The organism is Amycolatopsis sp. NBC_00345 (assembly GCF_036116635.1).
In the GTDB taxonomy this organism is placed as follows: Bacteria; Actinomycetota; Actinomycetes; order Mycobacteriales; family Pseudonocardiaceae; genus Amycolatopsis.
Genome location: NZ_CP107995.1, coordinates 2,098,207 through 2,123,495 on the forward strand (window position 1 = coordinate 2,098,207; position 25,289 = coordinate 2,123,495).

At 70.8% G+C, this 25,289-nt stretch carries 24 protein-coding genes; 13 read left to right on the forward strand and 11 right to left on the reverse strand.

All coding sequences use genetic code 11. The features are described 5' to 3' along the window. The first annotated feature begins 7 nt into the window (after positions 1-7). Positions 8-766 (forward strand): ABC transporter permease, encoded by a 759-nt coding sequence (locus tag OG943_RS09305; protein ID WP_328609303.1) that lies wholly within the window; start codon positions 8-10, stop codon positions 764-766. Here OG943_RS09305 and OG943_RS09310 read toward each other — a convergent pair whose 3' ends face one another. After that, positions 767-1,915 carry a nucleotide disphospho-sugar-binding domain-containing protein gene (locus OG943_RS09310; RefSeq protein WP_328609304.1) on the reverse strand — a complete coding sequence of 383 codons (1,149 nt, stop codon included), beginning with the start codon at positions 1,913-1,915 and terminating at the stop codon, positions 767-769. It abuts the gene before it with no gap. Between the two features lie 204 nt (positions 1,916-2,119). On the opposite strand from OG943_RS09310, the gene OG943_RS09315 reads away from it, so the two are divergent. Beyond that, positions 2,120-3,154, forward strand: a complete 1,035-nt coding sequence (locus tag OG943_RS09315; protein WP_328609305.1) for a methyltransferase — start codon at positions 2,120-2,122, stop codon at positions 3,152-3,154. A gap of 52 nt (positions 3,155-3,206) precedes the next feature. Here OG943_RS09315 and OG943_RS09320 read toward each other — a convergent pair whose 3' ends face one another. Further along, positions 3,207-5,153, reverse strand: a complete 1,947-nt coding sequence (locus tag OG943_RS09320) for an AfsR/SARP family transcriptional regulator (RefSeq protein ID WP_328609306.1) — start codon at positions 5,151-5,153, stop codon at positions 3,207-3,209. Positions 5,154-6,088: 935 nt separating this feature from the next. Here OG943_RS09320 and OG943_RS09325 point away from each other — a divergent pair. Further along, on the forward strand, positions 6,089-6,703 hold the full coding sequence (locus OG943_RS09325) for a hypothetical protein (RefSeq protein WP_328609307.1): 615 nt from the start codon (positions 6,089-6,091) through the stop codon (positions 6,701-6,703). Between the two features lie 195 nt (positions 6,704-6,898). Here the strand turns inward: OG943_RS09325 and OG943_RS09330 are convergent, their stop codons facing one another. Beyond that, positions 6,899-8,065, reverse strand: a complete 1,167-nt coding sequence (locus tag OG943_RS09330; RefSeq protein ID WP_328609308.1) for an FAD-dependent oxidoreductase — start codon at positions 8,063-8,065, stop codon at positions 6,899-6,901. Between the two features lie 56 nt (positions 8,066-8,121). Here OG943_RS09330 and OG943_RS09335 point away from each other — a divergent pair, with 56 nt between their 5' ends. Then, the gene (locus tag OG943_RS09335) at positions 8,122-8,733 is read left to right on the forward strand and encodes a TetR/AcrR family transcriptional regulator (protein ID WP_328609309.1); all 612 of its coding nucleotides are present in this window, start codon (positions 8,122-8,124) and stop codon (positions 8,731-8,733) included. A gap of 20 nt (positions 8,734-8,753) precedes the next feature. On the opposite strand, the gene OG943_RS09340 is transcribed toward OG943_RS09335, so the two are convergent. Beyond that, positions 8,754-9,755, reverse strand: a complete 1,002-nt coding sequence (locus OG943_RS09340; RefSeq protein WP_328609310.1) for an amidohydrolase family protein — start codon at positions 9,753-9,755, stop codon at positions 8,754-8,756. Between the two features lie 60 nt (positions 9,756-9,815). On the opposite strand from OG943_RS09340, the gene OG943_RS09345 reads away from it, so the two are divergent. The 4 genes from OG943_RS09345 to OG943_RS09360 all read left to right on the forward strand — a co-directional run bounded on the left by OG943_RS09345 (position 9,816) and on the right by OG943_RS09360 (position 11,781). After that, positions 9,816-10,235 (forward strand): MarR family winged helix-turn-helix transcriptional regulator, encoded by a 420-nt coding sequence (locus OG943_RS09345; protein WP_328609311.1) that lies wholly within the window; start codon positions 9,816-9,818, stop codon positions 10,233-10,235. 6 nt (positions 10,236-10,241) lie between these two features. After that, entirely contained in the window at positions 10,242-10,625 is a 384-nt protein-coding gene (locus OG943_RS09350; protein ID WP_328609312.1) for a hypothetical protein, read from the forward strand. Continuing rightward, positions 10,612-10,851 (forward strand): response regulator transcription factor, encoded by a 240-nt coding sequence (locus OG943_RS09355; protein WP_328609313.1) that lies wholly within the window; start codon positions 10,612-10,614, stop codon positions 10,849-10,851. Before OG943_RS09350 ends, OG943_RS09355 begins: the two co-directional genes overlap by 14 nt. A gap of 105 nt (positions 10,852-10,956) precedes the next feature. Continuing rightward, the gene (locus OG943_RS09360) at positions 10,957-11,781 is read left to right on the forward strand and encodes an alpha/beta fold hydrolase (RefSeq protein WP_328609314.1); all 825 of its coding nucleotides are present in this window, start codon (positions 10,957-10,959) and stop codon (positions 11,779-11,781) included. A 91-nt stretch (positions 11,782-11,872) separates the two neighbouring features. Here OG943_RS09360 and OG943_RS09365 read toward each other — a convergent pair whose 3' ends face one another. After that, positions 11,873-12,322, reverse strand: coding sequence for a nuclear transport factor 2 family protein (locus OG943_RS09365; protein ID WP_328609315.1), 450 nt, complete (start codon positions 12,320-12,322; stop codon positions 11,873-11,875). A gap of 100 nt (positions 12,323-12,422) precedes the next feature. Here OG943_RS09365 and OG943_RS09370 point away from each other — a divergent pair, with 100 nt between their 5' ends. Together OG943_RS09370 and OG943_RS09375 are read left to right on the forward strand one after the other, a co-directional pair. Beyond that, entirely contained in the window at positions 12,423-13,373 is a 951-nt protein-coding gene (locus tag OG943_RS09370) for a helix-turn-helix transcriptional regulator (protein WP_328609316.1), read from the forward strand. A 161-nt stretch (positions 13,374-13,534) separates the two neighbouring features. Continuing rightward, positions 13,535-15,046 carry a hypothetical protein gene (locus OG943_RS09375; RefSeq protein ID WP_328609317.1) on the forward strand — a complete coding sequence of 504 codons (1,512 nt, stop codon included), beginning with the start codon at positions 13,535-13,537 and terminating at the stop codon, positions 15,044-15,046. Positions 15,047-15,058: 12 nt separating this feature from the next. Here OG943_RS09375 and OG943_RS09380 read toward each other — a convergent pair whose 3' ends face one another. The 6 genes from OG943_RS09380 to OG943_RS09405 form a co-directional block, all read right to left on the reverse strand. Next, on the reverse strand, positions 15,059-16,297 hold the full coding sequence (locus tag OG943_RS09380; RefSeq protein ID WP_328609318.1) for a hypothetical protein: 1,239 nt from the start codon (positions 16,295-16,297) through the stop codon (positions 15,059-15,061). Continuing rightward, on the reverse strand, positions 16,294-17,922 hold the full coding sequence (locus OG943_RS09385) for a putative N-acetylmannosamine-6-phosphate 2-epimerase (protein WP_328609319.1): 1,629 nt from the start codon (positions 17,920-17,922) through the stop codon (positions 16,294-16,296). The genes OG943_RS09380 and OG943_RS09385 overlap by 4 nt, the downstream gene beginning before the upstream one ends. Further along, positions 17,919-18,764: a carbohydrate ABC transporter permease gene (locus OG943_RS09390; protein ID WP_328609320.1), complete on the reverse strand. Its 846-nt coding sequence runs from the start codon at positions 18,762-18,764 to the stop codon at positions 17,919-17,921. The genes OG943_RS09385 and OG943_RS09390 overlap by 4 nt, the downstream gene beginning before the upstream one ends. After that, positions 18,761-19,666, reverse strand: coding sequence for a carbohydrate ABC transporter permease (locus OG943_RS09395; protein ID WP_328609321.1), 906 nt, complete (start codon positions 19,664-19,666; stop codon positions 18,761-18,763). Before OG943_RS09395 ends, OG943_RS09390 begins: the two co-directional genes overlap by 4 nt. A gap of 5 nt (positions 19,667-19,671) precedes the next feature. After that, complete coding sequence (locus OG943_RS09400) at positions 19,672-20,982, reverse strand: ABC transporter substrate-binding protein (RefSeq protein ID WP_328609322.1); 1,311 nt, start codon at positions 20,980-20,982, stop codon at positions 19,672-19,674. A gap of 77 nt (positions 20,983-21,059) precedes the next feature. After that, entirely contained in the window at positions 21,060-21,800 is a 741-nt protein-coding gene (locus OG943_RS09405; protein ID WP_328609323.1) for a GntR family transcriptional regulator, read from the reverse strand. 248 nt (positions 21,801-22,048) lie between these two features. Between OG943_RS09405 and OG943_RS09410 the strand changes: the two genes are divergently transcribed. The 3 genes from OG943_RS09410 (at position 22,049) to OG943_RS09420 (ending at position 25,273) form a co-directional block, all read left to right on the forward strand. Continuing rightward, positions 22,049-22,489 carry a hypothetical protein gene (locus OG943_RS09410; RefSeq protein WP_328609324.1) on the forward strand — a complete coding sequence of 147 codons (441 nt, stop codon included), beginning with the start codon at positions 22,049-22,051 and terminating at the stop codon, positions 22,487-22,489. Positions 22,490-23,002: 513 nt separating this feature from the next. Beyond that, positions 23,003-24,142, forward strand: a complete 1,140-nt coding sequence (srmL, locus tag OG943_RS09415; protein ID WP_328609325.1) for a PheS-related mystery ligase SrmL — start codon at positions 23,003-23,005, stop codon at positions 24,140-24,142. A 105-nt stretch (positions 24,143-24,247) separates the two neighbouring features. After that, a complete protein-coding gene (locus OG943_RS09420) occupies positions 24,248-25,273 on the forward strand; it encodes an amidohydrolase family protein (RefSeq protein WP_328609326.1) in 1,026 nt (341 codons plus the stop codon). Positions 25,274-25,289: the final 16 nt, after the last annotated feature.

The following is a 25,289-nucleotide window of genomic DNA, read 5'->3' on the forward strand; positions in this document are numbered from 1 at the left end:
GACCACTATGCGTTTTCTCGCCGACTGCGGGATCATCTTCCGCCGCCAGATGTCCACTTTGGTGCGCAGCAAGCTCTCCATGACCGCCGCGCTGATCCAGCCGGTGCTCTACCTCGTGCTGTTCGGGCCGATGCTCAAGGGCGTGGTCAGCTCCACCGGCGCCGACCCGTGGAAGGTCTACGTGCCGGGCCTGCTGGTGCAGCTCGCGCTGTTCGGGGCCGGCTACGTCGGCTTCGCGTTGATCCCGGACCTCAACGCCGGGGTGATCGAACGGCTGCGGGTGACGCCGATCAGCCGGTTCGCCCTGCTGTTCGGCCGGGTCGCGCGCGACGTCGTGCTGCTCGGCGTGCAGGCGATCGTGCTCACCGCGATGGCTTTCCTCCTGGGCCTGCGCGCGCCGATCGGCGGGCTCGTGGTGGCCATCGTGATCGTCGTGCTGCTCGCGGTGAGCCTGTCCGCGCTGTCCTACAGCCTGGTGCTGGCCCTGCCGAAGGCCGCCGAGCACCTGTTCGCCCCGGTGGCCAACACGATCCTGCTGCCGCTGATGCTGCTGTCCGGCATCCTGCTGCCGATGTCCTTCGGGCCCAAGTGGCTGGACATCGTCTCGCACATCATCCCGTTCCGGTTCGCGGTGAACGCGATGCGGGACCTGTTCGACGGCCAGTACCTGACCGCCGCCGTCGGCGAGGGGGTCGCGGTGACGGTCGGCCTGGCGATCTTCTCGGTCGTGCTGGGCAGCTGGACGTTCAACAAGGAGAACGCCTGATCACGCCGCGGTGAGCGCCCGCAGGCGGGGGACCAGGCTCGCGACGGGTGGCTGGGCGGCGATCTCGTCGCCCAGCGCCCGCGCGGCCGCGCGGTACGAGTGCCGGTCCAGCACCGCGGCGCAGGCGTCGCGGACGGTGCCGGGCGTGGCTTCCTCGCGGGGGACCAGGATTCCGCCGCCGGTCGCGTGCAGGCGTTCGGCGTTGGCGCGCTGGTCGGCCTGGACCCCGGGGAGCAGCACCTGCGGGACGCGGTGGGCCAGCGCGGTGAGCATCGTGCCGGCGCCACCGTGGTGCACGATCGCCGCGCAGGTGGGCACGACCTCGCTCATCGGCAGCCAGGCGGCGAGGCGGACCGAGTCCGCGGTCCGCCCGGCGAGCGCGGCGACGTGCGCGCTGGTTCCGGCGACCACCACCTCGGCCTCGAGCCCGGCCAGCGCGCCGATCAGGTCGGCCAGCTCCATTCCGCCGAGCACCGCGGGGCCGACCGTGCCCAGCGTGACGCAGACCCGCGGCCGGTCCGGGCGGCCGTTCAGCCACCGGGGCACCGCCCCGCCGCCGTTGGAGGGCACCGGCCGCACCGCCCGTGCCGGCAGCGCGTCCGGGAAGCGCAGGCTCGGCGGGCTGGGATCGAGCAGCAGCGCGGGGTCCGGGAACGCGTCGAGCCCGAGCGCGGCGAGTTCCGGTGCCAGCTCGTCGCGGCCCGCGTCCCGCAGCACGGTGGGCCGGGACAACGCGGGGCCCCAGTGGTGGTCCACCCACGGGATCCCGGCCGCCACGGCGGCGATCGGACCGGCGAACTCCATCGGCTCGGAGATCACCAGGTCCGGCCGGTAGCGCCGGACGAGTTCCCGGGTGCCGGGCAGCTGCCGGGCGGCCAGCCGGCCGAAGCCGCGGCCGCTGCGGCTCAGCGCCGCGTCCGGATCGGCCGGCCGCGGCACCGGGACGCCGTCCCTGGTGAAGCCCATCATCCGGCCGAGGTCCGCCTCGGGCGCCACCACCGCGGGCGGCAGCCCGGTGTTCGCCGCGGCTTCGAAGCCGGCCGAAGACGCCACCAGCACGTCGTCCCCCTGCGCGCGCAGGGCCCAGGCCAGCGGGACCATCGGGTAGAAGTGCCCGTACAGCGGGCAGGTCGTGATCAGGACACGCATGTCACCGTCTTCCTCCAGCGAGATCGGCCCCGAAGGTCGCAGCGTCCGCTGGAACCTCGCTCGAACCCGCCGCTCGCACTGGCTCCACTCTGCTTCCAGTGACCCTGTTTTCCAGTGACCCCCCAGGCGGCTTCCAGCGACCTCCCAGGCGGGCGGCCGAGCATGGGCCCGGATAACGGTTACCAGGTTTGCGAGGAGTGACGAATGGTGAACACGACTGCCGACCCGGTGCTCGACGCCCGGTCGGTCATCGAGGTGAACACCGCGTACACCAGGGCCAAGGTCCTGCAGAGCGCGGTCGAGATCGGGCTGTTCGAACTCCTCGCCGGCGGCGCCAGGACCGAGCCGGAGATCAGGGCGGAGCTGGCTCTGCACGCACGGCTCACCGGCGATTTCCTCGACGCGCTGACGGCGATGGGGTTCCTGCGCCGGGAGGGGCAGGGGTTCGGGAACAGCCCGCTGGCGCAGGCCTACCTGGTCGCGGGCGAACAGAACTACGTCGGCGGGACGGTCGCCCGCGCGGCCACGCACAACTACGCGATGTGGGGCCGGCTGACCGAAGCGCTGCGGGACGGGAAGGCGAAATCGGCCGGGGTCGCCGGGCCGGACGCCTTCCGCCAGACCTACCAGAACCCGGAGCAGGCGCGCCGGTTCCTCGCGCACATGGACGCGAACAACAGCTTCGTGGCGGCCGGGCTGGCCGAATCGGTGCCGTGGCAGGACTACGACTCGTTCCTGGACCTCGGCGGGGCCCGCGGGAACGTCGCCGCCGAGCTCGTCCGGCGGCGCCCGCACCTGCGGGGCGGTGTGTTCGACCTGCCGGACATCGAGCCGTACTTCGCCGAGCACATGCGCGCGCTCGGCACCGACCGGGTCCGGTTCCACGGCGGCGACTTCTTCGCCGGCGGCCTGCCGGGCACCGACGTGGCGATCTTCGGCCACGTGCTGCACGACTGGGCGCCGGAGATCCGCGCCAAGCTGCTGAAGATCGCGTTCGACGCGGTCAACCCGGGCGGCCTCGTGGTGGTCTACGACCAGATGATCGACGACGAGCGGCTCGACGTCTCCCGGATCCTGCAGAGCATCAACGTCCGGCTGGTCCGCGACGGCGGCTCGGAATTCACCGCGAGCGAGCTGCGCGGCTGGGCCGAGGAAGCCGGATTCGCCTACCTGCGGACGGTTTCGCTGCACACCGTCGGCAAGGATTCCGTGTTCATCGCGCAGAAGCCGCGGTCGTGACGAACGGCCGGGCCGCTGTCCTTCGGGACGGCGGCCCGGCCGGGGCTCGGGCTCACGAGGCGTGGATGCGCTCCTGCGGGGCACTGCCGAGGTCGCGCGTCAGCTCCGCGAAGGGGGCCGGCAGCCGGTAGACGAACGCGCCGTCTTCGGTCCCGTCGGTGGTGCCCTCGACCACCGCGAGCCGGAAGGTGACCAGCTCTTCGAGCAGGTTCACGGCTTCGGGTTCGGTGATCTCCAGCAGTTTCGCGGTGAGCTCGGCCGACACCGGGTCCTGCCACTCGCCGAGGAACAGCAGGGCCTCCTGGGTGGTGGGCGGCAGCGCTTCGAAGGTCCGCCGCAGGCTCCGCAGGAGGTTGCACTGGTTGTGCCGCCAGTACGCGTGGTCCACTGTGGACATCGCGTGCACCAGCCGTTCCATGGTGTAGTGCGGCTGGGTGGCCAGCTGGACCGCCGCCCCCTGCAGGGCCGCGGGCATCCCGCCGCACAGGTCGGCCAGCTTGGCCGCCGCCTGCCGGTCGAAGCCGGTGCACTGCCCGCCGAGCGCCTCGGCGAGCATGCGCGCGCCGGTCTCCCGGTCGAACGGCGTGAGGCTGACGTTCGCCGAGATGTGCGGGTCGAACAGCCGCCGCCGGCTCGTGGCGAGCACCGCGCAGCCCGGCCCGATCGGCAGGAACGGGATCAGCTGGTCGCTGCTGACCAGATCGTCGAGCACGACCAGTACCCGCCGGTTGACCGTCCAGTCGCGGAACAGCGCGACCCGCTCCTTGACCGAGCCGAGCAGCGCAGAGGGATGCGTCCCGATCGCCCGCAGCAGTTCGGTGATCACCTCGGACGCGGCGGCGGCCGGGTCGGCTGCGGAGTCGAAGGACGCGTACAGCTGGCCGTCCGGGTAATCGGCGCGGATCCGGTGGCCGACATGCGTGCAGAAGGTGGTCTTGCCGACGCCGGGCGCGCCGTCGACCACGACGACCGGCGCCGAGCAGCGCGGGGTGCCGAGCGCCGCCTGCGCGGCCTGCACCTGCTCCGCGTGCCCGACGAACCCGGGTACGTCGGGCGGCAGCTGCAGCGGGGTCGGCGGGACCTCGCGCGGGCCGCCGAACGGCGAGTCCGGCTGGACCGGCCCGAGGTCGAGCGAGGGTGAGCCGTCGAGGATGTTGCGGTGCAGGCGCTGCAGGTCCGCCGAGGGCTCCAGGCCGAGCTCCTCGTTCACCGCCTGGCGTGCCTGGCGGAACACGCGCAGCGCGTCCGTCCGCCGCCCGCAGCGGTAGAGCGCCAGCATCAGCTTCGCCTGGAACGCCTCGTGCGTGCGGTCCTTGGCGACCGCCTCGGTGAGCTCCCCGATCAGCTGGTGGTGGCGCCCCAGCATCAGCTCGGCGTCGATCTGCTGCTCGTGCACGGTCTTGCGGAGCTCTTCGGCCGACACCACCGAGGCTTCCAGCGTGCTGCCCACTTCGACCCCGGTGAGCGCGTTGCCGCGCCAGAGCCCGAGCGCCTCGACCATCGTCTCGGCGGTGGCCTCCAGCTCGCCGGCCTCGACGTGCCGGTGGCCCTTGCGCGCGAGCTGGAGGAAACGCTGCAGGTCGACGGCCTCGGCCGGAAGGCTCAGCATGTAGCCGTTGTAAGTGGTGTGCAGCGTGGGGGAGCCGGGGCCGCCGGCGTTGTCCGGCGCCCGCCGGCCGGTGCTCACGTCGAGCCGGTACAGCTTGCGAAGCTGGTAGATGTAGGTCTGCAGGGTGGTCGTGGCACTGCGCGGCGGGTTGTCGTGCCACAGCTCTTCGATGAACCGCTCGACCGCCACGACCTTGTTGACGTGCATGGCGAGCAGGGCCAGCACCTGCCGGAGCTTCGGTGCCGACGGCGTGACATCCGTTCCGTCCCGTAATACCTCGAATGGACCCAAGACGTTGATATGCATACTGTCCCCAGAATATGTCGCAATAAGCCGAAATAAAAGGCGTGCCGCACCGAGCCCCAGTTCTCGTCGAATGGGGCACGCCATGAATAAATCGTCATATCTTCAAGTCTGTGAGACCGCTTCGCGGCCTCGATGTTCATCCCAGTTTGAGCGACGTCGCTTCGGGCGACGCTACGCGAGTTTCCGGATGCGTGCAATGCTCGTTAAATAATAACGAATGACTACAAAACGGACATAACGGCGGGCGTGGAGGGATTGCGGCTGGTGGGCCCAGGCTGTCGCTCCGGTGGTTTCGAGTGATCTTCAAGCCGCCGCACCCTCGGGCCGCGCCGGTGCCCGGTCGGTCCAGCTGTCCTCCAGGGACTTTCGAGTCAGCCTGGCTGAAGGGCTCTTGCGGTCCTCTGTGGGCACTCGCGCCCGCGGGGCCAAGCTTGTGCGACCGAGGGGCGGCGGCGCCGGCCTCGATCCACTGTGGTGACTTCCTGCGGCTGTGCTCGACGTATACCGCCTGTCGGCGCGGCGTGTCCAGCCTGCCTGGCGGCCGGGCTTCGAAGAAGGACGTGGTCCCCGTTCGCGGAAAGCCTCTCCGGCCGAAACGGAATGGGGAATCGATTTGTGAATTCGCTGTTTCGGGCCGGCCTGGATTGATGTGATTGAAAGATCAAACTTCGGCGGCTATCGGAAACTTGAGTCGCGGGGCGCAAGTTCCGCTATGGGTCGAATGGCGCCGCCGCCGGTCGGCGCGGGGTGCGTGCCCCGGTGAGCGGGACGCCGCGGTCCTGGGCGTGGTGGGCGAAGCAGGGTTGCCTCCGATCCGGAGGCCGAGGCGATCCGCGCGCTCGGCGACAAGATGATCTCGATGTCGAGCTTCCGGATCGAGGGTGTAACAGCCGTCTGGATCGCTGCGACCTGTGTGTTGCGATCAAGAAGTGGAGCGGTCAGATGTCGCTGCTTCCCCATGCTCTCGAAGGGCGTCGTCGGCGTGATCGCGTTGTCGCGGTGATGAGAACGGGAGTTCCATGATGCGTTCGCGTTTGCTCCTTCTGTTCTGTGCCGGCACGTCTGCAGCGGTCTTCTCGGCTGGCTGCTCTGGGGACGGTGGTGTCACTGCGACGAGTGCGCAGACGACGGTGACCGTGACCGTCACTGCGGAGCCGTCGCCTTCTGCACCGACGACGTCCGAGGTGGCGTCGGATCCGGTCTCGACCGGTCCGCGTGGCAATCCCGTCAAGAAGGTGGGTGACGTCGTGCGTTACTCGCGGACGTCGGCCGGCGCGGCTACCGATCCGTCCTTCACTGTCACCAAGATCGCGAAACAGCGGTCGAAGTACGACTCCGGACAGGTCATGGCGGTGATGTTCCATGTGGAGACCGGCGCGGACACTGAACTCAACAGCGAGCTGGGCGCAGCCTTGGACCCGGTCGTCTACCTGACGGATCCGGACAGTGGTGAGAGCAAGTCGCCGGGCAGCGCGATGCAGTTGGGGGAGAAGCCGGGGACGCTCGGCCGGGACAAGAAGTACGATTTCGGCTTCGAGTACCACCTGGCCGACGTCTACGACCACGGGTGGCTGACGATCAACAGCAACGGTGGCGCCGGCGCGGGGGTCGACATCCAGTACGACCTGCGTTGAGCCTGTGCTGAGTTGATCCGCATGTGCTGCTGGAGCGGCTCTTTCCCCTGATCACCCCATGGGAGGCTCGCTCAGCAGGCGCTGCAGTCGAGGAGAATCGTGAAATGACCGTGCTGACGCTCGGCCTCGGCTCGGCACGCTGCTGTTCGCTGGAACCGGCGTGGCCTCCGCTCAACTACCCGCCGCCGGTGCGGCCTAGGCCCAGATCGGGCCCAGCCGGCGGGCGGCGCGTCGTACGTCGGCGTAGGAGCGGGTCGAGCTCTTGGCCTGGCTGGTGATGTTGACGCCGAAGGGAGCCGCGACGAGTGAGCGGAGGAGCGTGACGGGGTTCTGGTAGCGGATCTGCCCGCCGATCCAGGAAATCGCGTCCGCTTCGGGGCGCCAGGCCGCGTCGTAGCGGGCGCCGGCGGTGGCCAGGAGGCCCGAGGCGAGGCACTGGTCGAGCACCATCGCCGATTCGAGGGCCGCGTTGCCGCCCTGCCCGACGGGCGGGAACGCGGCGGCGGCGTCGCCGAGCAGGACCGCGCGGCCGGCGTGCAGGCGGGAACAGGACAGCCGCTGCCCCAGATTGACGGGCGCGCGACGGGCGAACTCGGCGACCGCCTGCTCGCCAGTCAGCTCCAGGGCCCGCGGGACGTGCCGGCGCAGCCACGAGGCGGCCTCTGCGGGAGAGGCGAACGTGATCGGCTTGTTCACCCCGATCACGCACAGCCAGCGCACGCCGTCCGGCTTGTCCTCGTCGGCGATCACGGCGGCGAGGGCCAGCGGGTTGACCGCCAGGCCGTTCAGGTAGTGCTTGTCCAGCGCGCCGCCGACCTGGTCGAGTTCCAGCAGGAGCCCAAAGTTGGGGACGGCGGAGGTCGCCACGGTGAAACCCTCGGCCTGCTCCCGCATCGCCGACCGCACGGCCGAACCCGCGCCGTCCGCGCCGACGACGAGGTCGAACCGCCGGCCCACCACCTCGCCCGCGTGCACGTCGACCGTGCCGATGTCACTGTGGAAGACGAAGTCGATCAGGCCGCCGTGCCGCTGCTCGGCCAGCGACATCAGCGCCCGCGTGATGTCCCCGCGTGAGCCGATCCAGCCGGGTTCGCGCCAGTGGTCGAGCACCCGGCGCCCGTACTTGATCCCGCGGAACGGGGTGAGGTGCGCGTCGAAGTGCGCGAGTGCGTCGATGTGCCGCAACGCCTTGAGGCCGTGGCCGGTGATGTCGATCGGGTAGGACCGGTCGGGGTTGAAGCGCGGGATGCGTTCGGGGTGGGCGTCGCGCTCGAAGACCGTGCTGGGGATGCCGCGCCGGGCCAGCGCGATGGCCGCCGTCAGCCCGCCCGGACCGCCTCCGATGATCGCGATGTCCGGCACGGCGCCTCCTTCGTTGATTTCAAATCAATGATACTGGATCGACTAGGCTGCGCGCCATGAGCACCAGCCGAGCGGAACGGGCGGCCGAGACCCGGGGCAAGCTCCTCGACGCGGCGACCCGGCTGTTTCTGGACAAGCCCTACGACGAGGTGTCGGTCCACGACCTCGCCGATACCGCCGGGGTCGCTTACGGCCTGGTCGCCCACCATTTCGGCAACAAGCGGGGCATCCATCAGGAGGCCATGCGGCAGCTCGCCCGCCGTTTCGCACAAGGCCCGCCGCCGCCCGGCCCCGCCGGCGCGCGCGTCCGGCACCTCCTCGGCGACCATTGCGCGGCCATCCGGCAGAACCCGGCCGCCTACCTCGGACTGGTGCTCGGCACCGATCCCGACAGCCGGGTGATCGTCGATTCCGCCAGGCAGCTCGCCGTCGAGGCGATCGGCGAGATCCTCGATCTCGACCCGCGCCGGCCCGCGGTGCGGCTGGCGCTGCGCTCATGGTTCGGCGCGGTCCTCGAAGCGACGATCACCTGGCTGCAGGACGAATATCCGTTTCCCGCCGGGGAACTGGTCGAGCTGCTGACCGCGGCACTGGCCGAACTGCTCCGCCAGGCCGCGCGGCTCGACTCCGGCCTCGCCCCGCCGTCCCTGGAAAACCCCGGCGCGTAGCCGAAATCCCGTGGTGCGGCTCAGCCCGCGGCGGTCGCCGACAGCCGGGGCAGCAGCGTGCGCGCGTTGCCGTGCATCACCTGCGCGAGCAGTTCGGGCCGGTCCGCGAAGTAGGCGTCGACGTTCTTGGTGTACCAGCCGGCCATGCCCGGAGTCACGGCGGGGAAGTCGGTGCCGAACAGGATCTGCTCCGGTGGCACGAAGTTCTCCAGGGTGACGAGGTTCGTCTCGAACCCGGACAGCGCCGTCTCGAAGTAGAACGTGCGGAAGTCGGCGATGATCTCCTCCGGGCTGAGTTCGCAGCCCAGGTGCGGGGCCAGCCCGGCGACTCGTGCGGCGAGGAACGGCGTGCTTCCGCCGGAGTGCGAAAGGATGATCCGCGCGTTCGGGTACTGCCGTTTCCGGCCGCGGGTGACGAGGTCGGCGGCGGCCTTGTAGGTCTCGTTCGGCACCTCGCTGACCGGCGTGGGCAGGTATTCGTTCGGCATCCGGTTGCGCCCCGGGGTCTGCTCGCCGTGCAGGAAGACGAGCGTGCCGCGGCGGTCCAGCTCCGCCCAGAGCGGTTCGAAGACGTCATCGCCCAGCGAGCGGGCGTCGGCGCCGGTTCCGTAGACGTTCGTCAGCGTCACGCCGTCGGCCCCCAGCTCGTCGAGGGCGTACGCCATCTCGTCGAGCGCGCCGTCGACATCGGTGGGTGCCGGGAGGTGCGCGAAGAAGCCGAACCGGCCGGGGTGGTCCTCGACCGCCTGGCGGGCGGTCAGGTTGACCTCGCGGGCGTACTCCCGGCGTTCGGCGACGGGCAGGACGTGCTCGAGATCGTTGGGCAGGGACAGGATCGCCGTGTCGATGCCGAGGCCGTCCATGAACGCCACGCTCGTCGCGGGGCTCCAGCGCGGGGCGCCTTCGGGGAATTTCCAGCCGGTGTCGAGGAGGCTGCGCTGCAGGAGTTCGGCGCGCTCGCCGCCGGGGAACAGGTGGTGGTGGAAGTCGACCCGTCCCGGGCCGGGGGTGCTGGTGGTCATGTCCCCAGTGAAGCACTTAGTTGACATCTGTCAATAGTTTGCTTCTGATAGGGTGACGGGATGAGTGACCTGCCGTCCACGCCGGAGCTGCGGCTCCTGGACGCCCTGTTCCGGCTCAGCAAGTCGGTGCTGGCCGACGCGCGGACCCACGTCACGGCGGCGGCCGATCTCGACCTGGGGGACTTCCTCGTGCTGCGCAGCATCCAGTTCGGCGCCGACTCGCCCGGCGCGCTGGCCGCCGATCTCGGTCTCAACCCGGCCGTCGTGAGCCGCTCGCTGACCAAGCTCGTCAAGGAGGGCCTCGTCGAACGGCGGCTCGATCCCGATGACTCCCGGCGCTCCCGCGTCGAACTCACCGAAAAGGGCACGCGGACCAACGCCTTGATCGCCGCGCGCGTCCGGCCGGGCGTGGCCGAGCGCCTCGGCCGCCTCGACCCGGACCGGGTCGCCGCCCTGCTCGACGGCCTCGAAGCACTCTGAACTCCCATGCTGGAGAACACCACTGGCCTCACCGCACCCGTCGCCTCCGCGAGCGTCCTCGAACGTGCCGGGCGGCTTGTCCCGCTAATTCGCGATCTCGTCAAATGTGACGCGGTGGCGCTGACGGCTTCGAACCCGTTCGCGCTGAGCCCGCAACACAAGTTGCTCGCTGCCGACGGGTACTCGGACGCCGCGCTCAGGCGATCTCCCCGCCGGATTCCGCGAAGGCATCACGGCCTGTTTGTGGTTCTCGCCGAGGCCAGCAATCTCTTGCACCCTCACCGCGTTCTCGCGGACGAGGTGCACGGCGACGCGCACGTCGCGTTGATCGGCGGGACGTTCCACCGGATCGAGCTGACCCGGCGCGACGGTGCTCGTGGCCGAGCGTGAACTGCCGGCGCCCTATGCCCTCACCGCACGGGAACTGCAGGTCGTCACGCTCCTCGCGGCCGGCGCCAGTAACCCGAGGATCGCTGACGCCCTCGTCGTCAGCCGGCGCACGGTCTCGACCCATGTCGAGCACATCCTGGCGAAGCTCGGAGTGGCGTCCCGGGCCGAAGCAGCCGCGCTGGCCACACGCGAAGGCCTGCGGCTGATTCAGCCGGACTCGTTCTGACCTACCGCCGCGTCGGCCTGGCCGGATACGTCAGTTGACCGATGTCGCCGAGGCCGAGTCTGTACCTAGACTCGGCTTCCCCGCGTACGGATCAAGGAGCAGTCCATGAGCAAGATCGAGCAGACCGTCGAGATTCCCCACCTCGGCGGGTCGACTGTCGGGTACACCTTCGGCCGGCCGTACGACCCCGCGCTCCCGACGCTGGTCCTGATCAACTCGTACACCACCTCGGCCGAGCTGTACCGGCCGCAGTTCGCCGACCCGGCGCTCGGCTCCGCGGTCAACCTGCTCGCCCTGGAGCCCTACGGCCACGGTCGCACAAGGGCGTCGTACCAGCACTTCACCTACTGGGACAGCGCGGTCGCGAACCTGCAGGCCCTCGCCGCCCTCGGCATCCGCGAGGCGTTCGTGCTGGGCACCTCGCAGGGCGGCTGGGTGGCGGTCCGCATGGCACTGCTCGCCCCGGACGTCGTGAAGGGCCTTCTCACGCTCGGCACGTCGATGGACTTCGAGAGCCCGCGCAGCCGCGAGCTGGGGTGCTGGGACGGGACCGCGGCCAACACGCCGATCGTCGACGCCCTCGCCGAGCCGGTCGGCGAGGACTGGGTCGTGCCGGACCTGTTCGTGGACGGGGTGTTCGAGGCAGCTCTGGGCGGCGTCTCGGGCGAGGAGCGAGAATTCTGGCTCGCCACCTACCGCGCGAACTACGCCGGTGACGCCGGACGCCACCGCCTGCGCGTCAGCACGGTGAACCTGCGGGACCGCGACGGGCTCCACGGCCGGCTGGACGACGTCCGCTGCCCCGTCCTCTGGCTGCACGGCACCGCGGACCAGTGTACTCCGTGGCGAACGCCGAGGAGGAGATCCGGCTGTTCACCCGCTCGCCCGAGGCGCGCCTGGAAGTCGTCGAGGGCGGGCAGCACTTCCTGAGCGCCTCGAACCCCGCGGAGGTCGGCTCCGCGGCGGTCGAGTTCGTGAAGCGCTGGGGCTGAGCGATACCCCGAAGTCCGGCGCGCAGGGCTCAGGCCGGAGACGTTCCCGGTGTGCTGCCGCCGAGCGCGTCCATGACGAGCAGCGGGTCGAGATAGTCGCGCCAGTGCACGATCTTGCGGTCCTGGATGGTGATCACCGAGACGAAGCGGTTCAGGTAGCGCTTGCCGTTGTGGACGGTCGTCCCGTGGATCGTGTACTCCAGGACGGCGACCGACTTCTCCCGGTCGTAGCAGGAGAACACGTCGCTGCTGCCGTCCTGGACGATCGTGTCCCCGTAACCGCGGTACAGCTCGGCGAGCGCGTCCCGGCCGACGATCTTCCTGGGGTAGCCCGGCACGGTGATCACATACTCGACGACCACGTCCTCGGCGTGGATGTCGAAGAAGTCCTCACCGTCCACCAGCCCTTCGAGGCCTTTTGTGATGACCTCGAAGTACGGCGTCATCGCTGCGTACCCGCTCATGTCCACGGTTGTCATGTCACTCGATCCTTTTCGTTCGTCCGCCGATGCCGGCTCTGCGAACGCTAGGGCCTGACCAGGACAGCTTCGGTCCTGGTCAGGACCTAGAATCGAGTGGGTGATCAGCACCTCGGCCCGCCTGCTCCGGCTCGTGTCGCTGCTGTCGGCGCGCCCGTCGTGGACGAACCGCGAGCTGGGGGAGCGGATGGAGGTCACCGACCGCACCATCCGGCGGGACATCGCCAAACTGCGGGAACTCGGTTACGGCATCGAGTCCGGCCCCGGTCCGTGGGGCGGCTACCGGCTCGTGGGCGGGGCCAAGGTGCCGCCGCTGAGCCTGGACGACGAAGAGGCGCTCGCGGTGGCCGTCGCACTGCGCGAAGCGGCGCTCAGCGGTGTGCTCGGCGGCGACCAGGCCGCGTTGTCGGCGCTGCTGAAACTGCGCAACCTGCTGCCCCAGCGCGTCGCCGCCCGGCTCGGCGAACTGGACGACGCGTTTGTGCACACCTCGCGGACCGACGCCGGCCAGGTGTCACCGGGCGTTCTGCTGGAGCTGGCTTCCGCGTGCCGCAAGGGCGAACGCCTCCGGCTGTCCTATCGCGACATGCGCGGCCGTGACTCGGTCCGCGACGTCGACCCGCACCGGCTCGTGCGCACCCGGCACCGGTGGTACCTCGTCGCCCTCGACGTCGCGCGGGGGAACTGGCGGACCTTCCGCGCCGACCGCGTCACCGACTCGCACCCGACCGGCACCCGGACCGAGCTCGACGACCCGCCCGACGCCGCGGCGCTCGTCGCCCACATGCTGCTGCGCGACTACCCCCTCTACACGACCATCCGGGTGCCGCTGGGCCTGGACGACGCGCGCGGGCTCGTCCCGCCCCACCGCGGCAGTCATCAGCCCGACGGGCCTGCCGTCACCCTTGTCACCATCGGCGGCACGGATCCCGACCAGCTCGCCGGCTACCTGCTCAGCCTCGCGTCCCCACTGCGGATCCTCTCGCCCGACAGCGTCCGCGAAGCCCTGCACCGGCGCGTCCGCGAGCTGCTCGACCCGGACGACGTCTAGCTTGCCGTCAAGGACTCCTTACCTACCTTGAGGGTAGGCAAGGAGTCCTTGACGGCGTCCAGGCGGTGGTGAGTGGTCTACTCCAACGGGGCGGAACTGCTTCTCCTCCCGGGATTCCCGGCCTAACGTCGAGGGATTACCCGGACACCGTGGGGGCCCCGATGGTCAGCAGACGTGACGTACTACGGATCGGAACCGCCGCCCTCGCGGGCACGATGATCGAGTCGGCCGTGGCGGGCGGCTCGGCGCACGCGGCGCCGGCACCGCTCCCGGCACCGCTCCCGGCGGGCCCGGTGACGCCGGTGACGCCGGTGCCCGTCGAGCACGGGTGCTACCTGACCTTCTGCCGCATCCCGACCGCCGGTCTGGCCACCTGGAAGTCCATTATGGACAGCTTCGCCGAGGACGGCGTCGACCGCGTCGTGTTGTGGCTCGGTGGCGCGTTCCGGTCCCGGAAGTACCCGATCACCTGGCAGTACAACCGGTCGCACCGCAACGTGCGGGAGGACTTCGCCGGTGACCTCATCGAGTACGCGCACACCTTGGGCATCCGCGTGCTGCTGGGTTTCACCCCCTACACCTATGACGGCACCAACCAATACGCCTTCGAGCGCCCGGACCTCAAGGCCCAGCAGGCCGGCGGGCAGCTGGCGCGGATGCAGGGCATCCACTCGTGGGGCTACAACCTCGACCCGACGAAGGCGGACGCGAAGCGGTTCATGCTCGAATACGCGCGCGAGCTGTACTTCGACTTCTACCCGAACGCCGACGGCCTGCTCATCGAATCCTCCGACATCGACATCTGCACCGGCGGCGACTGCGGCGGGCCGCGGCACTACTACGAGATCGAGTTCGAATTCGTCCGCCAGCTGTCCGACGAGGTGTGGGCGCACAACCCGGACGCGGACATCATCGTGCACCCCAACTACTTCGTCGGCGGCAGCAACGGCGCGGAACTGCCGTACGATCCACGGTGGACGGTGATCTTCAGCCCGTGGACGGTCAACCTCGACTTCGCGAAGAAGGTCTCCCGCGCCTACTACTTCGACCTGGACGTCATCAGCCAGCCGCCGGAGAACGTCGCGTCGAGCGTCCGCTGGGTGCGCGACCACGGGTTCGCCTCGTACTTCCCCTCGCAGGAATTCTTCACCTTCGTCGCGCAGCACGCCGAAATCGGCGAGACCAATCTCATCGGGCAGCAGCTGCGCCCCTTCGGCTTCGATTTCCTCGGCCTGGACGAGAACCCGTACGCCGACCCGGTGGTCAGCGTCAACCGGGTCGCGTTGCGCGAGTACGCGAAGAACCCGGACCTGCCGGACGCGGACTTCCACGCCCGGCTGGGCGCGGCGGTGTTCGGCGACACCGCGACCGAGCAGAACGTCACGGACCTGCTGTTCCTGCACGATTTCTGTTACGGGCACGACAAATCGCTGTTCTCGCTCGCGGTGCAGGCCGATCCGCGGGCGATGCGGGACCGGCTGGAGCGCGGGCTGCTCGGCTTCGCCGACCTCCGGGCCATTCAGGGCAAGCTCGACGCGCTGCCCGCGGTCGCCGAGCGGATCCGCCGCTCCCGGAACCCGGCGGTGCGGCGGCTCGACCGGCACACCAGCCTCGTCGCCCGCAACTGGGACCGCGATTCCCGCGACCTCCTCGGCGCCCACCTGCGCGGCTGAACCGGTCCGGGGTCAGCAAGTCCGCAGCAGCCGGACGGCCTCCCACACCGCGAGTTCGGCACCACCCTCGCCCACCGGGGAGATGTTGACCTCGTAAACGTCGGTGCGGTAGGCGGCGGCGCCGGGCAGGTAGCCGAGGTATCCACCGGTGTAACCGGCCACCGCGAGCGGGCCGGGTACTTCGGACGACAGTGCGTCCGCCAGTTCGAGATAGGGTTCGCCGCCGAAGCCGACCAGCCTCAGGTCGCCGAGCCGGACCGCGCTCACCACCAGCCGCGGGTCCCGGATCCGCGCGGACGCGGCCAGTTCGGCCCCCTGCAGCGCGGTTTCCGCGGTACGCACGGCCACGGCGTCCGCGGTCCGGCGGGCTGCGCCGAGGTGCCGCCGGAGGGCGCCGGTGTCCGGCATGGGTTCGTCCGCCCGGCCCGGCAAGCCGAGGGACAGGGTTCGCGCACCGGCGATCGACGCGCGGCTCAGGTCGATCGGCCGGCCCGGCGTTTCGATCAGCGCGAGCACCTGCTCGGCGGCCAGCGCGCCGAGCCGGGCCAGCTCGTCCGGCCGCTGCTCCCGGCGGTGCGGGCGGGTGCTGACGTCGCCCGCGGCCCCGGTGGCGACCATCGCCCAGCCGCCGAGCCGCGCGGCCAGCGCCCGGCGCACCGCCCCGGCGAGGTCCGCGCTGACCAGAAGGTTGTCCGCGCCGAGCACGGTCGGGTGCACCGGGAGCACGACGACGGCCCCGAGCACCCGCTCCCGGCCGCGGACGGCCAGCACGGTCACCGGCACGTCCTTCCTCGGGTGCGGCCCGCTGCGTTGCCCGCCGACGCCTTCGATAAGTCCGTTGTGGACGGTGAGGTCGGCCGGTGTTTCGGCGGCCAGCGCGTTCGCCGCCGCGTGTTCGGCGGCTTGGACCACTCGGCTGCGCCATTCGGGCGGAGTCCGGCCGCCGCCCGGCTGGCAGCCGACGTCCGGCCCGGAATGCGTGTGCGTCGCCGACAGCCACACCAGTTCCGGCCGGGTCCGCAACGCCTCGGCCAGCCCGTCCGCCAGCGGCCCGGCGAGGTCGGTGTTCACGGCCGGCAGATCGGCCACGACCCAGGCGAACCGGCGCCCGCCCGCGCTGATCGTCACGGCGTGCACCTCCAGGGGGTCGAGCGTGCCGGTGCTCGTCCCGGTCCGGGCGGCATAACCGCCGAGCGGGGTGCCGGCGGGCACCGCGAGGCCCGCCCGGCCGTGGCCGATCCCCGTGGTCAAGACAGCGCCTGCGCGAGCCGGGAGGTGATGGCCGTCGGGTTCGTGATGGCCGCACCGACGACAACGGCATACGCACCCGCGTCGACCGCCGCCCGCACGTCGTCGGCACTGCGGTAGCGGCCTTCGGCGACCACCGGGCAGTCGAGCCGGGCCACCAGCGCGGCGACCAGGCCGACGTCCGGCCGCTCCGGCACCGGGCCGCCGGTGTACCCGGCCAGCGTCGTGGCGATCACGTCGGCGCCCGCCGCCCTGGCCGCGAGGCCCGAGGCGACGTCGTCCACGTCGGCCATCACCGGCACGCCCAGCTCTTCGTGGATCCGCCGGACCTGCTCCCGGAGCGTGCCACCGCCGGGGCGCGGCCGCGGGGTGCCGTCGACGGCCACCATCACCGCGCCGGCCCGTACCACCGCGGCGGCGTCCTCGAACGACGGCGTGATGAACACCCCGCCCGGAGCGGCGACCTTGTTGATGCCGAGCACCGGAATGTCCACTTCGGACCGGATGGCGGCCACGTCGGCCGCCCCGTTCGCCCGGATGGCCCGCGCCCCGCCCGCGGCCGCGGCGGCGGCCATTCTCGCCATCGACGCCGGTCCGTGCAGGGGGTCGCCCGGCGGTGCCTGGCACGACACCAGCAGGGCACCGGACGGGAACGGCAGCGGACTGTCCACTGTGTCCTCCTTGACGACGGGAAAGGCGTTCGTAATACGGTGTACGGACAAGAGACGGGCATACGGACCGGGCTCGGACGTGGCGAGCCGGACGGCGCCGTCCAGCGGGTCACCGGCCGCGGGGGCGAGCCGAGCCGTGGGGGAGAGGTCGGCCAGCCGCTTCCGGAGCGGGTCCAGCAGCAGTTCACCCGCCTCGAAGACCCGGCCGGTGCAGGCCACCGGAACGGCGACGCCGCGGTCGAGCACGTGCACCGCGGCGGCGATGGTGTGCGCCAGGTCTTCGGCCGCGCCGGTCACGATCGCGGCCGCGACCGGGTCACGGTCAGCGGCCGCGGCGAAGACCTCGGGCGCGAAGGCCGCGATGACGGCGACCGGCGCCGGGGTCTGGTGGATCCGCTGGGCCAGATCGGGTCCGAGGCCGAAGCGCCGCTGGGCGGCGGCAGTGAGGATCGTCGCCGCACCCCGGCCGTCCGCGGCGGCGAGGACCGCGCCGAGCCCGGCCCGGCCGATCGCGAACCCGCTTCCGGCGTCACCGAGGAGGTACCCGCCGCCGTCGACCTTGCGGTATTCGCCGTCCTCGCCTACCGCGAGGCCGACCGTCCCGGTCCCCGCCGCCAGGACGACGCCGTGGCCGTGCCGCAGTGCCCCGGCGTGCGCGGTCACCATGTCCTCGCACAGCCGCACCTCGGCGGCCCGCAGTACCACGGCGACCCCGGCGGCGAGCCGGTCCCGGTCCGCGGGCTCGGCCGGGTAGCCGGTCAGGCCGAGGCAGACGACGCCGACCGGTCCGGACAGCCCGGCGTCCAGCGCCGCGATCCGCACCGCGTCGGTGATCGTGACGGCCGAATCGCCTTGGCGGTAGTCGAACCCCGGGCCCTTGCCGACGCGCGATTCGGGGCCGGACACCAGCCGCAGCGCGCTCTGGCCGCTGTCGACCGCGACCCACGGGGCGGTCATCGGATGCCGGCCGACATGGTCACGCCTTCCACGAACTTCCGTTGCAGCGTCACGAACAGCAGGATCGTCGGCAGCGCGGCGAGCAGCGCGGCGACGAGCATCATCGGCACCGCGGCGCTGCCCAGGTTGTCCGCCTGCATGGCCGCGAGCCCGACCGGGAGCGTGCGGTGCTCGTCGTCCGAGGCGATCAGCAGCGGCCACAGGTGGGAGTCCCAGTTCAACATGAAGATGAACAACGCCAGCGCCGCCATCGGGCCCTTCACTACCGGGACCACAATGGACACCAGTGTGCGCAGGTCGCCCGCGCCGTCCAGCCGGGCCGCCTCGAGCAGCTCGTCCGGGACGTTGCCGATGGCCTGGCGCATGAGGAAGATCCCGAACGCGCTGGTCCCGGCGGGGACGATCAGCCCGGCGAAGCTGTTCACCCAGCCCAGCGAGTACACCAGGCTGTACAACGGGACGTAGATGATCTCGACCGGGATCATCAGCGTCGCCAGCACGATCATGAAGGCGGCGTTGCGCCCGCGGTACTGGAACTTCGCGAAGCTGAACCCGGCCGCGGTGCAGGTCACGACGTTCAGCAGGGTGACGCTGACCCCGACCACCGTGCTGTTGAGGAAGTACCGCGCGAAGGGGGTTTCGGTGAACGGCAGCGTGAGATTGGACCACTCGAACGTCGTCGGGAGCCAGCGCAGCGGAACGGCGAGGACTTCCGACGCCGGCTTGAGCGCGGTCAGCACCGCGTAGACGAGCACGGACACGAACACCAGGCCGCCGAGCCCGGCGACGACCAGCGTCGTCACGCGCCCCACCCGGGCGGCGGTGCCGCGTGGCCCGCTCATCGGTCCCTCCGCGCGAAGACCTTGAGCTGCAGCAGGGTCAGCCCGAACAGCAGCAGGAACATGAGGACCGCGACCGCGGACGCGCGGCCCATCCGGGCGTTCTCGAACGCGGTCTTGTACACGAACAGGTTGACCACCTGCGTGCCGAATCCGCCGTCGGTGAGCACCAGCTGCGGGCTGAACGCCTGGAACCCGCGGATCACCGCCATCACCGAGCACACCGCGGTCACCGGGAGCAGCATCGGCCAGGTGATGTACCGGAAGCGCGCGAACGCCCCCGCACCGTCCAAACGGGACGCTTCGTGGAGTTCCGGGGGGATGGACTGGAGGCCGGCCAGGAACAGGATCAGGAAGAACCCGGTCTCCTTCCACACGCCCATCACGACCAGGCCCCACATCGCGCTGCTGGAGCTGGTGAGCCAGTTGAGGTGCAGGCCGAGCGCCTGGTTGAGCAGCCCGTCCGGGTTGAGCACCACGCGCCAGATCACCGACACCGCGACCCAGCTGATCGCCACCGGCAGGAAGTACAGCAGCCGCAGCAGGCCGCTGCCGGGGGCGCGGGTGTTGAGCGCGTGCGCCAGCACCAGCGCCAGCGTGAGGGCCGGCACGTAGGTGCCCACCGCGTACACCACGGTCTGCCACAACGCCGCGCCGAACTGGGGATCGGTGGCCAGGTAAGTGAAATTGCGGAACCCGATGAACTCCGGTGGCGCGGTCAGGCTGTAGTCGAACAACGACAGGTAGAACACTCGCAGCATCGGGTAGATCGCGAAGACGAGGAACAATCCCATCGCGGGCACCGCGAGCATCATGGCGACCGCGTTGCGCCGCCGTCGCGCCGGCTTGGCCCGCCGGGGCGCCGGGGAGTCCGGCGCCTGGGGCCGGATCGAGAGCACGGTCATCCGCCTCAGCTCCCCAGGCTGCGGTCGATCTGGTCGGAGGCCTTGCGGCTGGCCTCCGGGAGCGCGACGTGGTCGAAGACGGCGTCGTTCACCATCGTCATCATCGCGTCCTTGATCTCGGCGAAGTGCGGGGCCACCTCGTCGAACTTCCCCTGCTGGTACGCGGCCGACCACACGTCCAGCCCGGGCACCTGCTTGCCCGCGGCGCTGGTGTCCCAGCCCTTGACCGGCTGGATGAACTTCACGTCCGAAAGCCAGCGCTGCGACTGGCTCGCCAGGTAGGCGATGAACTGCCAGGCCTGCTGCTGGTTCTTGCTCGCCCGGCTGACCCCCCAGTAGTAGCCGTACCAGCGGTTCACCGGTTTCGCCGGGTTCACCTGCGGCAGCGGGACGAGCTTCAGCTGGGCGAAGGTGTCCGGATTGCTTTCCCGGATCTGCTCCATCGCCCACGGGTAGACCATGGCCATCGACTGGCGCCCGGTGGCGAGGTCGCTGAACGGCGAGGTCGCCTCGCGCGAGGTCTTGTTCGGATCCGCGGTGCGGCCGGCGCCGGTGGCGAGGTCGGTCCAGATCTTCAGCGCCGCCTCGGCCGGTGGCGCGGTGACGGTCGCCTTCTCGTGGTTCGCGTCGGTGATCGTGCCGCCGGTTTCGTTGAGCAGCGTCTGCAACTGCTGGGTGTACCAGCCGGCACTCAGGTAAAGGAAGCTGAACGCCTGGGTGTGCCCGGCGGCCGCGAGCTTCCGCGACGCCGAAGCGACGTCCTGCCAGGTCTTCGGCGGCGCGTTCGGGTCGAGCCCGGCGTCGGCGAAATGCTTGGTGTTGATGGCGAACGCGGTCGCGTTGAACTCGCTCGGAAGGCCGTAGAGCTCGTTGTCCGCCGACGCGCCGTCGAGCGTTCCCGGCAGGTACCGCGCCTTCAACGCGTCCTCGGACGCCACCCCCAGCGCGCCGTAGTCGATCGGGGCGAGCAGCCGTTTGGGCAGGTACTCGCCGCGCAGCGTGGTGTCGTCGAGGTTCAGCAGGTCCGGCCCGCTGCCGTTGCTCATCGCGGTGAGCATCTTCGTGTCGAACTCGTCGTTCGGGATCTGCTGGTACTCGATCTTGACGTTCGGGTGCAGCCGCTCGTACTCGGTGATGAGCGTCTGGTTGAGCTTGATCATCGGCGGATGGGTGTGCGTCCAGAAGGTCAGCGTCACCTTTCCGTCGCCCGAGCCGCCGCCGCACGCGGAAAGCGTGGCGGCGGCCATGATCGCCGCGAGGATCCCGGCGCCCGCCCGCCGGATGTGCCGCAGGGAACGGAGTCCGCGCTTGGCCATGATGCCTCCAGGGTGGGGTGGGTGGCTGGGCAGGTGGGGGGTGGGGGGGTGACTGGGCAAGTGGGCTGGGTGGGTGGTCAGCTGGGCGGGCGGGGCCCGGGCAGGCGGGTCCGGTTCGGCCGCCGGAGGTCGGCGGTGATGGCGTAGCGGTCGCCGCGGTAGGTCGCCTCGCAGCTCTCCATCACCCGGCCGCGCGCGTCGAGGCTGATCCCGCGGATGCGCAGGCACGGCTGGCTGACCGGGATGCCCAGGTGCTCGGCGGTCTTCGGGTCGGGCAGCACCGGGTCCAGCCGGCAGGTCCCGGTGACGATGTCGGTGCCGTACCGGGTCGCGAGCAGCTCGTACCAGGAGCTGTCGAGGTCTTCGACGGACAGGCCCGGCACGTACCGGTCGGCGACGAAGGTGCGCTCCAGCGCCATCGGGGCGTCGTCGGCCAGCCGGAGCCGGACGAACTCGACCACGACGTCGCCGGCCGGGATCCGCAGCAGCCGGCACCGGGCGCGGCCACCCCGGCGGCGGCGCAGCTCCAGCGTGCGGCTGGCCGGCCGCATGCCGCGCCGGCGCATCTCCTCGGAGAACGACGTCATGGCCAGCCGGCGGCTGACCTTCGGCCGGGAGGTGAAGGTGCCGGTGCCCTGCCGGCGCACCAGCAGGTCCTCCAGCACGAGGTCGTCCATCGCGCGGCGGAGCGTCATCCGGGCCACTTGCCAGCGCCCCGCGAGCTCGCGCTCCGGGGGCAGCGCGGCCCCCTCGGGCAGGAGGTCGACGAGGTCGAGCAGGCGTGCCCGTACCTCGCCGATCTTTCCGGGAGCGGTCATAGTGCCCTCCTCGCCACCGCGGGCCACCGGATCCAGCACACGCCATGGGCGCGTCGTGGCCAAGGCCCGGGTTGTTTTCCCGTGGACCAATGCGTCTGCCGATGATGCCCCGGAAACGGTCCTCACCAGTAGGTTTCGTGGCCGGATTGGGCTGACAGTGGTCCACTCCGGGGGCCACCGGAGCGACCATCGCGGCGTTCGCGGTGCCCGGCCTGATCAGCGGGCCCGGGGCAGGCTAGTTTTCCCGGGTGAGCCTCCTCGATGATGTGGCCGAGCGTGACGGCTGGCGGTGCTGGGTGTGCGACGAGCCGGTCGACCCCGCCATGTCGGTGAACGACCCGCGGGGGCCCAGCGTCGACAGCCGGACCGCCGACCGGAAGGCCAAGGTCGCCGAGCGGCTGGCGCACCGCGGGTGCAACACCCGCCGGGGCGCGGTCAAGGTGGTGATCGCCTGGCCGGAGCGTCTGTACGTGGTCGAGCCCGCGCCGTTGATCACGGTCGCCGGGCGGCTGGAGCGCAAGGGGGGCCGTGAGATGGTGGCCCGTTGCCCGACCGAGAACGATGCCCAGGAGGCGGCGGACTGGCTGGTGGACCGGTTCTCCCGGCTCGTGCCAGGGCTGCCGGTGACCGCCAGCATCGAGGCGGGCGGCGGGCAGTTCCTCGTCATCCTGGCCGCCGGCCGCCGCTGACCCGGGATTGCCGAGCGCAGCCGACGTTCAGCTTCGCGGTGGTCCTGGCCCAGAGGCCGGACTCCGACCGGTATGCCGCCGCCGTCTGCCCCACGTGGTGCCGCCGTTGGCCGGTTCAGCACCGCGGAACCGCTCGGCGAGGAGCTCGCTCCGACCGCGCTGTTCACCCTCGCTACGGAGCAAGCCGCCTCCGGCCGCTGGACCGCCTACGCGGCCGCCGCCAGCCGCCGCGCTGACGAGCGGAACCGTTGGTACTGATCAAGGTCTGCGCGGCGACCGGACACGGCGCCGGTGCTGCCACCGAATTCGGGTGCCGGCCCCCAGCCGGACCGCTAAGGTGCTTTCGTGGCCACCATCGCGGATTCCCGCCGATTTACCGGCCCCCTGGCCCCCATCGGGCGCCGCGGGGGTCGAGTCCGGCCACTTCGGCTGCGCTGACCGGCCTCGCCGAGCGAGCTCACGGGCCAGGGGGACTGTCGTGTCCCGCCCGTCCGCTCGTTTCAGGAGGCTGTCATGCCCGCTCGGCTCACCACCGACCAACTCGCCGGTGACCTGGCCATCCGCGACCTCACCGATCCCGCCGCAGGCCCCCACGCCGTCCAGCTCGTCATTCACCGCATGGTCGGTGCGCTCGCGGATCTGTGGAGGTGCGAGGTCCGATGGTGGCGTGGCGACCGGATCGTCACCATCGACGACAACTACGACAATCTGGGTTACGCGCCCGAGGATGTCACCCGCGACGCGCGCTACACCCGCTACCTCGATCACCACCGGATGCTGCGCAGTCACTCCACCGCGATGATCCCGGCAGCCCTGCGCGCGCTCGCCGACGATCCGGCCGGGAACGTGCTGCTGGTATGTCCCGGAATCGTCTACCGCCGCGACGCCATCGACCGGCTGCATACCGGGACACCGCACCAGCTCGACCTGTGGCGCCTCACCCGCCGCACGCCGCCGATGGCCGGCACCGACCTGGACGAGATGATCGCCGCGCTCCTCGGCGCGACGCTCCCCGGAGCCGTGGACCGCCGGGAAGCCCGGGTCCACCCGTACACTCTCGGCGGCCGCCAAGTGGACGTGGCCCGTGACGGCGACTGGATCGAGGTCGCCGAGTGCGGCCTGGCCCACCCCCGCGTACTGGCCAAGGCGGGGCTGGACAGCTCCTGGAGCGGGCTGGCGCTGGGCCTGGGACTCGACCGAATGCTCATGCTGCTCAAAACCATCCCGGACATCAGGCTGCTCCGCTCCACCGACCCGGCGGTCACGGCCCAGATGACGAATCTGGATCCCTACCACCCCGTGTCGGCCATGCCACCGATCCGCCGCGACATCTCCATCGCCGTGGACTCCGACGACCTCGCCGAGGACCTCGGTGACCGCGTCCGCACCGCACTCGGCGACGACGCGGCCTGCGTGGAATCGGTGGAGATCCTCGGAGAAACGCCCTGCGCCGCGCTCCCTGCCCACGCTGTCACCCGCCTTGGCGCCCGCACGGACCAGAAGAACGTCCTCGTCAGGATCGTCCTGCGCCATCTCCGCAAGACCCTGTCGGATCAGGACGCGAACGCCATGCGCGGCCGCATCTACGCCGCCCTCCACCAGGGCACCGCCCGGCAATGGGCCACCGCTCCCGCACACACGCCGAAGCTCTGACGCCTGGTCCATTCAGGCACTGCGAAACCCCTGGCACGCTCAGGTCCGGAGGCCATCTCACCGGAGTTCTCCCAAGATCGTCACCGAACCAGTAGCCTCGCACCCGTGACTGCAGCACGGCTTCCGAAGATCGCGCTCGAAGAGGCCTACGAACACCCGGACAAGGTGGCGCGCGTCCTGTCCGATGAGGATCTGCTGGCCGACGTCTCCGACAAGGGCGGCGTCACGCCGGAGTTCTACCGGCCGGTGATGGAGAAGCTGCCGGAGTTCGGTGAGACCCGGCTGGGCAGCATGGACGCCGCCGGTGTGCGGCACAGTGTGCTTTCGCTGACCGCGCCGGGGATCCAGAGCATCCTCGATCCGGCCGAGGCGGTGGCCGAAGCCCGCCGCCAGAACGATTTCCTCGCCGAGCAGGTCGCTCGGCGGCCGGACCGGTACTCGGGTTTCGCGGCGGTCGCGTTGCAGGATCCGGAGGCGGCCGCGGCCGAGTTGCGGCGCGCGGTGCTCGACCTGGGGTTCCGCGGGGTGCTTGTCAACGGCTACACCAACGTCGGCGACGGGGCGCACGGGAGCTATCTCGACGAACCGCGGTACCACCCGTTCTGGGAGGCGCTGGGGGAGCTTGACGTGCCGTTGTACCTGCATCCCCGGCCGTCACTGCCGCCGGTGCTCGAGATGTACGCGGGGCACCCGGAGATGAAGGGCGCCACCTGGGGATTCGGGACGGAAACCGCGTCGCATGTGGTGCGGTTGCTGCTCGGCGGGCACTTCGACCGGTTCCCCACGGCGAAGCTCGTGGTGGGGCATCTGGGGGAGGGGCTGCCGGCGTTGCTGTGGCGCACGCAGCACCGGTTCGAGGACAACCCGTTCGGCAAGCGGCTGGGCAAGACGTTGCCGGAGTACGTGGCGGACAACATCTGGATCACCACGAGCGGGACGTTTTCCGACCAGGCCTTGGCCAACGCGATCCTGACGGTGGGCGCCGACCACATCCTGTTCTCCGTGGACTACCCGTATTCGGAGAACGCCGAGGCGGCCGAGTGGATCGAGCGCACGCCGATCAGCGAACTCGACCGGCGCAAGATCGCGTACGGCAACGCGAGCACGCTGTTCGGCATCGACCTGGACTGACTGCGGGCACCGGAGG

Excerpts from the sequence above, each read along its gene's own strand:
- OG943_RS09305 (WP_328609303.1), top strand. The coding sequence starts at position 8 with ATGCGTTTTCTCGCCGACTGCGGGATCATCTTCCGCCGCCAGATGTCC.
- OG943_RS09310 (WP_328609304.1), bottom strand. The coding sequence starts at position 1,915 with ATGCGTGTCCTGATCACGACCTGCCCGCTGTACGGGCACTTCTACCCG.
- OG943_RS09315 (WP_328609305.1), top strand. The coding sequence starts at position 2,120 with ATGGTGAACACGACTGCCGACCCGGTGCTCGACGCCCGGTCGGTCATC.
- OG943_RS09320 (WP_328609306.1), bottom strand. The coding sequence starts at position 5,153 with ATGGCGTGCCCCATTCGACGAGAACTGGGGCTCGGTGCGGCACGCCTT.
- OG943_RS09325 (WP_328609307.1), top strand. The coding sequence starts at position 6,089 with ATGATGCGTTCGCGTTTGCTCCTTCTGTTCTGTGCCGGCACGTCTGCA.
- OG943_RS09335 (WP_328609309.1), top strand. The coding sequence starts at position 8,122 with ATGAGCACCAGCCGAGCGGAACGGGCGGCCGAGACCCGGGGCAAGCTC.
- OG943_RS09340 (WP_328609310.1), bottom strand. The coding sequence starts at position 9,755 with ATGACCACCAGCACCCCCGGCCCGGGACGGGTCGACTTCCACCACCAC.
- OG943_RS09345 (WP_328609311.1), top strand. The coding sequence starts at position 9,816 with ATGAGTGACCTGCCGTCCACGCCGGAGCTGCGGCTCCTGGACGCCCTG.
- OG943_RS09350 (WP_328609312.1), top strand. The coding sequence starts at position 10,242 with ATGCTGGAGAACACCACTGGCCTCACCGCACCCGTCGCCTCCGCGAGC.
- OG943_RS09360 (WP_328609314.1), top strand. The coding sequence starts at position 10,957 with ATGAGCAAGATCGAGCAGACCGTCGAGATTCCCCACCTCGGCGGGTCG.
- OG943_RS09365 (WP_328609315.1), bottom strand. The coding sequence starts at position 12,322 with ATGACAACCGTGGACATGAGCGGGTACGCAGCGATGACGCCGTACTTC.
- OG943_RS09375 (WP_328609317.1), top strand. The coding sequence starts at position 13,535 with ATGGTCAGCAGACGTGACGTACTACGGATCGGAACCGCCGCCCTCGCG.
- OG943_RS09385 (WP_328609319.1), bottom strand. The coding sequence starts at position 17,922 with ATGACCGCCCCGTGGGTCGCGGTCGACAGCGGCCAGAGCGCGCTGCGG.
- OG943_RS09390 (WP_328609320.1), bottom strand. The coding sequence starts at position 18,764 with ATGAGCGGGCCACGCGGCACCGCCGCCCGGGTGGGGCGCGTGACGACG.
- OG943_RS09395 (WP_328609321.1), bottom strand. The coding sequence starts at position 19,666 with ATGACCGTGCTCTCGATCCGGCCCCAGGCGCCGGACTCCCCGGCGCCC.
- OG943_RS09400 (WP_328609322.1), bottom strand. The coding sequence starts at position 20,982 with ATGGCCAAGCGCGGACTCCGTTCCCTGCGGCACATCCGGCGGGCGGGC.
- OG943_RS09405 (WP_328609323.1), bottom strand. The coding sequence starts at position 21,800 with ATGACCGCTCCCGGAAAGATCGGCGAGGTACGGGCACGCCTGCTCGAC.
- srmL (WP_328609325.1), top strand. The coding sequence starts at position 23,003 with ATGCCCGCTCGGCTCACCACCGACCAACTCGCCGGTGACCTGGCCATC.